At 64.9% G+C, this 5,612-nt stretch carries 8 protein-coding genes and 1 tRNA gene; 3 read left to right on the plus strand and 6 right to left on the minus strand.

Going from position 1 to position 5,612, the window contains the following annotated elements; all coding sequences use genetic code 11:
• The 6 genes from RMO04_RS14350 to RMO04_RS14375 form a co-directional block, all read right to left on the minus strand.
• Positions 1-418 (minus strand): NAD(P)H-dependent oxidoreductase subunit E (locus RMO04_RS14350; RefSeq protein WP_309645452.1); only part of this gene is annotated, 418 nt, incomplete at its 3' end.
• A gap of 7 nt (positions 419-425) precedes the next feature.
• Positions 426-776 (minus strand): nuclear transport factor 2 family protein, encoded by a 351-nt coding sequence (locus RMO04_RS14355; RefSeq protein WP_309645453.1) that lies wholly within the window; start codon positions 774-776, stop codon positions 426-428.
• On the minus strand, positions 773-1,987 hold the full coding sequence (locus RMO04_RS14360) for an NADH-quinone oxidoreductase subunit D (RefSeq protein WP_309645454.1): 1,215 nt from the start codon (positions 1,985-1,987) through the stop codon (positions 773-775). Before RMO04_RS14360 ends, RMO04_RS14355 begins: the two co-directional genes overlap by 4 nt.
• On the minus strand, positions 1,987-2,604 hold the full coding sequence (locus tag RMO04_RS14365) for an NADH-quinone oxidoreductase subunit C (RefSeq protein WP_309645455.1): 618 nt from the start codon (positions 2,602-2,604) through the stop codon (positions 1,987-1,989). The genes RMO04_RS14360 and RMO04_RS14365 overlap by 1 nt, the downstream gene beginning before the upstream one ends.
• A complete protein-coding gene (locus RMO04_RS14370) occupies positions 2,601-3,182 on the minus strand; it encodes an NADH-quinone oxidoreductase subunit B family protein (protein ID WP_309645456.1) in 582 nt (193 codons plus the stop codon). The genes RMO04_RS14365 and RMO04_RS14370 overlap by 4 nt, the downstream gene beginning before the upstream one ends.
• The gene (locus RMO04_RS14375; RefSeq protein WP_309645457.1) at positions 3,152-3,529 is read right to left on the minus strand and encodes an NADH-quinone oxidoreductase subunit A; all 378 of its coding nucleotides are present in this window, start codon (positions 3,527-3,529) and stop codon (positions 3,152-3,154) included. Before RMO04_RS14375 ends, RMO04_RS14370 begins: the two co-directional genes overlap by 31 nt.
• 304 nt (positions 3,530-3,833) lie before the next feature.
• On the opposite strand from RMO04_RS14375, the gene RMO04_RS14380 reads away from it, so the two are divergent.
• The 3 genes from RMO04_RS14380 (at position 3,834) to RMO04_RS14390 (ending at position 5,533) form a co-directional block, all read left to right on the plus strand.
• Positions 3,834-3,910 (plus strand) — tRNA-Asp (locus RMO04_RS14380).
• A gap of 105 nt (positions 3,911-4,015) precedes the next feature.
• Complete coding sequence (locus RMO04_RS14385) at positions 4,016-4,633, plus strand: Pr6Pr family membrane protein (protein WP_309645458.1); 618 nt, start codon at positions 4,016-4,018, stop codon at positions 4,631-4,633.
• 33 nt (positions 4,634-4,666) lie between these two features.
• Complete coding sequence (locus RMO04_RS14390; protein WP_309645459.1) at positions 4,667-5,533, plus strand: helix-turn-helix domain-containing protein; 867 nt, start codon at positions 4,667-4,669, stop codon at positions 5,531-5,533.
• Positions 5,534-5,612 lie beyond the last annotated feature (79 nt).

Below are 5,612 nucleotides of genomic sequence, written 5' to 3' on the forward strand. Positions count from 1 at the left end.
CGCCCAGGCACTCAACTTCCTGCCAGTAGAACTTGCCGTCCGCCGAGCGGTGATCCTTGGGGCCAATGCGCTTCTTGCAGTGGGCCATCAGGTCGTTGGCGCCGCGCAGGGCGCAGGGCGTCGTTCCGCACACCTGGACCAGGGCGTGGGTGCCCACCTGCTCCAGCATGAACATGGTGTAGAAGGTCGCGACCTCGAGGACGCGGATCTGCGGCATGCCCAGCAGGGCGGCCACGGCGCGGATGGCGGGCTCGGAAACCCAGCCCTCCTGCTTCTGGATCAGCCACAGGATCGGGATCACGGCCGACTGCTGTCGGCCCTGTGGGTATTTCGAAATCCACCATTGAGCCTGCTTGGCGGTCTCTTTCGAGAACTCGAAGCTGGCCGGCTGGTTCGGAGAGAGGCGGCGAACGCTCAAGCGATCCTCACTTCACGAAGTCGACGCGGACGATCTGGGCGTCGGCGATGGTGTAGATGGCGGCGACCTCGAAGGTCGCGCCGCCTGGTGTTCGGCTGACGCGCTCGTGGTCGATGACGATGTTGCCGATGACTACGCGGCTCAGCAGTTCAGCCTTATTCTGCGGGAAGTCGGCGAACAGCTTCACGTGCCTCGCGCGGATGGCGTCGATCCCGTCGGCGGTGACCGCGCCATTGAAATCGCCCAGGGTCGCCTTGTCGGCGTAGAGCGCGCAGAAGGCTTCCAGGTCCTGGTCGTTATAGGCCTGGAACTGGGCGTCCACGACGTCGAACGGGCTGATACAGGCGGGCGCGCTCATCGGTCGATCTCCCCGAACACGATGTCCAGCGAGCCCAGGATCGCGGAGACGTCGGCCAGCATGTGGCCGCGGTTCATCCAGTCCATGGCCATCAGGTGCGGATAGCCCGGCGCGCGGATCTTGCAGCGGTAAGGCTTGTTGGTGCCGTCGGAGACCAGGAACACGCCGAACTCGCCCTTGGGCGCCTCGACGCAGGCATAGACCTCGCCCGGCGGGGTGCGGAAGCCCTCGGTGTAGAGCTTGAAGTGATGGATCAGCGCTTCCATCGAACGCTTCATCTCGCCCCGGCGCGGCGGGCTGACCTTGTTATCCTCGGTCATCACCGGACCCGGCGTCTTCTTCAGCCGATCGACGCACTGGAGGATGATCTTGATGCTCTCGCGCATCTCCTGCATGCGGCAGAGATAGCGGTCGTAGCAGTCGCCGTTGACGCCGAGCGGAATGTCGAACTCGAAGTCGTCGTAGCACTCGTAGGGCTGGTTGCGCCGTAGGTCCCAGGCGATCCCCGAACCGCGCACCATGACGCCGGAGAAGCCCCAGGTAATGGCCTCTTCCTTGGTCACCACGCCGATGTCGACGTTGCGCTGCTTGAAGATGCGGTTGCCGGTGATCAGCTTGTCGATGTCGGCCATCGGCCGGGCGAAGGCGGTCGCCCAGTCGCCGATGTCGTTGACCAAGGCCTCTGGCAAGTCCTGGTGGACGCCGCCCGGGCGGAAGTAGTTGGCGTGGAGCCGCGCCCCGCAGGCGCGCTCATAGAACACCATCAGCTTCTCGCGCTCTTCGAAGCCCCACAGCGGCGGGGTCAGCGCGCCCACGTCCATGGCCTGGGTGGTGACATTGAGCAGGTGGTTCAGGATCCGGCCGATTTCCGAGAACATCACCCGGATCAGGCTGCCGCGGATCGGCACCTCGGTCCCCATCAGCTTCTCGATGGCCAGGCAGAAGGCGTGTTCCTGGTTCATCGGCGCCACGTAGTCGAGGCGGTCGAAATAAGGAATGTTCTGGAGGTAGGTCCGGTACTCCATCAGCTTCTCGGTGCCGCGGTGGAGCAGGCCGATGTGCGGGTCGACCCGCTCGACGATCTCGCCGTCCAGCTCCAGGACCAGGCGCAGCACGCCGTGGGCCGCGGGGTGCTGCGGACCGAAATTGATGTTGAACTTGCGGACCGGGGTTTCCGGCACGTGCGGGGTCAGGGAAGCGTCGTCAGCCATCACTTCGCCTCCACTTTCTCGTCGCCCGGCAGGATGTAGTCCGCACCTTCCCAGGGGCTCAGGAAGTCCCAGTTCCGGTACTCCACCGACTTCACCGGCTCATAGACCACGCGCTTCAGCTCGTCGTCGTAGCGGAGCTCCACATAGCCGGTCATCGGAAAGTCCTTGCGGAGCGGATGGCCGTGGAAACCGTAGTCGGTGAGGATGCGGCGCAGGTCGGGATGGCCCTCGAAGAAGATCCCGTACATGTCGAAGGCCTCGCGCTCGAACCAGTCGGCGCAGGGATAGACCCCGGTGATGGTCGGAACCGGAGTGTCCTCGTCGGTCGTGATCTTGACCCGTACCCGATGGTTCTTGGTCAGCGACAGCAGGTGGTAGACCACCTCGAACCGCTGGGCGCGCTCCGGATAGTCGACGCCGCAAAGGTCGATGAGCTGCTGGAACTGATAGTCCTGGTGGTCGCGCAGATAGCTGAGCGCGTCAACGATGCGCGGCAGCGGCGCGGTCAGGGTCAGCTCGCCATAGGCCATGGAATAGCCGGCGATCGCGCCGGCGCTGTTGGCCACGATCGCCTGGCCCAGCATCTCCATGTGGTCGGAGGTGTTCGGCCAGCTCATCGCTCGATGGTTCCCGTGCGGCGGATCTTCTTCTGAAGCTGCAGCACGCCGTAGACCAGGGCCTCGGCGGTGGGCGGGCAGCCGGGCACGTAAATGTCCACCGGCACGATGCGGTCGCAGCCACGCACCACGGAATAGGAGAAGTAGTAGTAGCCGCCGCCATTGGCGCACGACCCCATCGAGATCACGTAGCGGGGCTCCGGCATCTGGTCGTAGACCTTGCGCAGGGCCGGAGCCATCTTGTTGCAGAGCGTGCCGGCGACGATCATCACATCGGACTGCCGCGGGCTGGCGCGGGGCGCGAAACCGTAACGCTCGAGGTCGTAGCGCGGCATCGAAGCCTGCATCATCTCGACGGCGCAGCAGGCCAGGCCGAAGGTCATCCACATCAGCGAGCCGGTGCGCGCCCAGGTGATCAGGTCGTCGGCCGCGGCGGTGACGAAGCCCTTGTCGGCCAGTTCGCCCGAGACTCCGTCGAAGAACGGGTCGTGGGCCTTGGGATTGTAGCCCTCGACCGTGGTTCGGCCGGCGGCGCCCGCAGGAACGATTACTCCCATTCCAGGGCTCCCTTTTTCCATTCGTAGATGAAGCCCACCGTCAGCACGCCCAGGAAGGTCATCATGGACCAGAAGGCGAACTGGCTGGCCTCTGGCGGCAGCTTCATCAGCGCCACGGCCCAGGGGAACAAGAACGCGACCTCGAGGTCGAAGATGATGAACAGGATCGAGACCAGATAGAACCGCACGTCGAACTTCATCCGCGCGTCGTCGAACGCGTTGAACCCGCACTCGTAGGTCGAGAGCTTTTCCGGGTCCGGCGCCTTGGGGGCGAGAACCGCCGAGGCGAGGATGAAAGCGAGGCCCATGGCGCCCGCGATCCCCAGGAAGATCACGATCGGCATGTACTGCAGAAGGAAGGCGTTCATGGAATCCTCAAGCGGAGTCGGGGCTCTTCTAGACCACGTCGGCGGCGGGTTCAAACAGGGGTTTGCGCTGCGAAAAGCCTTATGGCCTCAATAGTTGCGATCCATTCTCAACAAGCGGAGCCACGGAACGCCGGTCGGTCTTTTTTGGCTTATGGATCACGGACTGGCGGCCCCCCAGCACATCTGCGAAGGCCCACCGGGGTGCGTCATTCCGCGCCTCATTTGCCGATCACAGCAGAGACTCGTTGACACGATTCCGCCTCGGACATATCAGACGCGCCTCGCGGTCACCGCGAGCCGTTATGCGGATGTAGCTCAGTTGGTTAGAGCGCCGGCCTGTCACGCCGGAGGTCGCGGGTTCGAGTCCCGTCATTCGCGCCACGACTTCCCCAAATCGCCAGACGTCCAAGCGGCCCGCCGCGCGCTTGCGCTTGACCTCGGAAGGCAAGCAGCGATCTCCTGACCCCAGGGTCATTCGGGGGACCGATGAGAGCCTATCGCGCCATCGCCGCTCTGATCGCCTGGTTCGGGCTGCTGCTGCAGTACTGGTTGATGGTCCGCGGCCAGGACGGTGAGGCCTTCGCCACGCGAACGGTCAACTTCTTCAGCTATTTCACGATCCTCAGCAATCTGTTCGCCGCGGTCATGTTCACCGCGCCAGCAGCCTTTCCGAGGAGCCCGATCGGCCTCTACTTCGCCAAGCCGGCCATCCGCACCGCCGTGACGCTCTACATGTCGGTCACCGCTGCGACCTACATCGCGATCCTCCAGGGCCTCTGGGACCCGCAAGGGCTCCAGTGGGTGGCCGACACCACCCTGCACTACCTGACCCCGGGCCTAGTGCTGCTGGACTGGCTGCTGTTCACGCCCAAGCGGACCCTGCGCTGGGTGTATGTCTGGCCCTGGCTGGTCTTCCCGCTCGCCTATGGCGTCTACAGCATCGTGCGCGGGCCCTATGCCGGCTTTTATCCCTACCCGTTCCTGGATGTGTCAAAGCTCGGCCTGGAGCGTGTCGCGATGAACATGGTGGCCATGACCGGTCTCTTCCTCATACTCGGCCTGATCCTCATCGCCATCGACCGCGCGGTTAAGCCGCGAGGCTAGGCGCCCGAGGCCGTTGGCGCCAAGCTCGACCAGGTGAGCCTGACGGTCATAGAGAACCAGTATCGAGAAGCGGACGGGACCTGGAGCTTCGCGCTCGGCCGGCCGGACCCGGCGCTCGCTCCCTTTGTCGGCCAGTTCTTCGAAGTGAACGGGGTCCTGAACCACAGCCGGGAAAAGGTCTTCCCCAAGGGCGACGTGGTGATCCTGTTCAATCTGGGCCGGCCCCAGAGGCTGCTGGCCAATGAAGATTTCGCCCTGGTGCGCGAGTTCGAGGACGCCTGGATCTCCGGCCAACACAATCGCCACCTGATCACCGAGTCGCCGGCCGGGAGCTGGATGTGCGGCGTGCGCCTGAGCGCCCGCGGCGCCTTCCGCCTGATCGGTGAAAGTCCAGCCGCCCTGGCCAACCGCGTTGTGGGTCTGGAGGAGGTGTTCGGTCCTCGCGCCGAGAGCCTAGTGGACGCCATGCGTTCCGCGTCCAGTCCACGGGATCGGTTTGAGCTGCTGGCGCGACTGATGCGCCGACGGCTGGCCGACGCGCCCGACTGGGACCCCGCCGTAAGCTGGGCGGTCGACGCCCTTGGGCGCAGCCAGGGCGGCGCGCCCATCGCCTACCTGGCCGAGGAGATCGGCTGGAGCCGCCAGCGGCTGCACAGCCGGTTCATCGACGCCGTGGGCCTGTCGCCCAAGGCCTTCGCCCGCGTCCTACGCTTCCAGGAAGCCGTCCAGGCCATCGGGGGCGACGACCACCCCGACCTGGCCGCCATCGCCGTCCAGGCCGGCTACTATGACCAGCCGCATTTCAACCGCGACTTCAGGGATTTCACCGGCCTGACGCCGGTCGAGTACGTCCAGACCCGTGTGGGCGGCACGGACTTCGGCTTCGCCAGGCTGGACTAGGCTTACATTCCTACAAGACGGCGGCAGCCATTGAGTTCAATCTCGCCGAACATCGTTCGGGGGAGCTCATGCCAGCTGT

The organism is Phenylobacterium sp. (assembly GCF_031412415.1).
In the GTDB taxonomy this organism is placed as follows: Bacteria; Pseudomonadota; Alphaproteobacteria; order Caulobacterales; family Caulobacteraceae; genus Phenylobacterium.